The sequence below is a fragment of the Rubrivivax sp. A210 genome (assembly GCF_904426505.1).
GTDB lineage: Bacteria > Pseudomonadota > Gammaproteobacteria > Burkholderiales > Burkholderiaceae_C > Rubrivivax.
In genome coordinates, this window is record NZ_CAJGBN010000070.1 from 1 (window position 1) to 1,085 (window position 1,085).

At 59.6% G+C, this 1,085-nt stretch carries 1 protein-coding gene; it reads right to left on the reverse strand.

Going from position 1 to position 1,085, the window contains the following annotated elements; all coding sequences use genetic code 11:
- Window positions 1-242: 242 nt before the first annotated feature.
- Window positions 243-818: a hypothetical protein gene (locus tag JMV16_RS22275; RefSeq protein WP_201496526.1), complete on the reverse strand. Its 576-nt coding sequence runs from the start codon at window positions 816-818 to the stop codon at window positions 243-245.
- Window positions 819-1,085 lie beyond the last annotated feature (267 nt).

Sequence of the window (1,085 nt, forward strand, 5' to 3'; positions counted from 1 at the left end):
CTCCTGGGTGTACGCGAGCGCAAAGACGGTTCTGATCTGATCAGCCACGGACGGGTCTTTGGAGTTAATCGGCTCTATGCGAATCACAGTGGCTCTCTTGTGCGCCCTAACGTTCGAGCTAAGCGGGCGCCGACGGTGGGACGCCAGGCCCGGGCCGGTGAAAATGTACGGAGTACCACCGGCCCGGGCCTGGTGGCCTGCCGTTGGCGCTCCGCTTGAGCGAGGGGTTAGGCCTCATGTCGCTACGCGAACGAGAACGCGAGAAGCGTGATAGCTGCGAGGAAGAGATAGGAGAGGACGTTGCTCATGATGATGGCTCGTCTGGAGCGCTCTGCGTCAAGCGCTGAGAAGTGCCTCTTGAGGAATTTGGCTTCAACGTAGGCAGATACGGCGCAGAATGGAAACATGAGAACGATGAAGGCCAAGCGTACCTCATGCTCGCTTGAGCCACCGATCCAGGGGGCCGTGAAGGGAAAGGTTAGGACTCGCACGAGGTTCGACTCGGCAACATTCTCGGGAAGCGCTGTCACGGCTAACCCGGCCACCGCAAACTCAACGACTAACAGTGCGGCCCAAGCAAGAGGAATGCCTACGAGCGTTGACAGTAAATTGGCTTGGGCGAGTGGTTTCAGTTGTTGCCTGAATGGAATGCTGAGGGTTCGCGCGATATAGAGTGCCTCGAAAGCGACGACGGGGAAGAAGGCCAACCATTGCGCCGGCCATACCAGCGCGAGCATTGGGATACCTGCGTTTGCCCATGCAAGGGAAGGCACAGAGACCAAGACTAGCAGGAAGGAGATGCCGCGAAGGTGCTTCATGAGGCCTAACGTTCGAGCTAACCGGGAGACAACGGCAGGACGCCAGGCCCGGACTGGCGAAAATGTACCGCGTACCGCCAGACCGGGCCTGGTGGCCTGCCGTTGGCTCTCCGGTTGAGCGAGGGGTTAGGCCGCACTCGGGTACGACCGGGGCGGATGGGTGACACTTTTCTCGCAGCGTGCAGGTGACGAGACAGGGACGATGGACCTCCACAAGGAGGGTACCAATGCCCTGGAAGGACACCAACATCATGGAACTGCGAATTC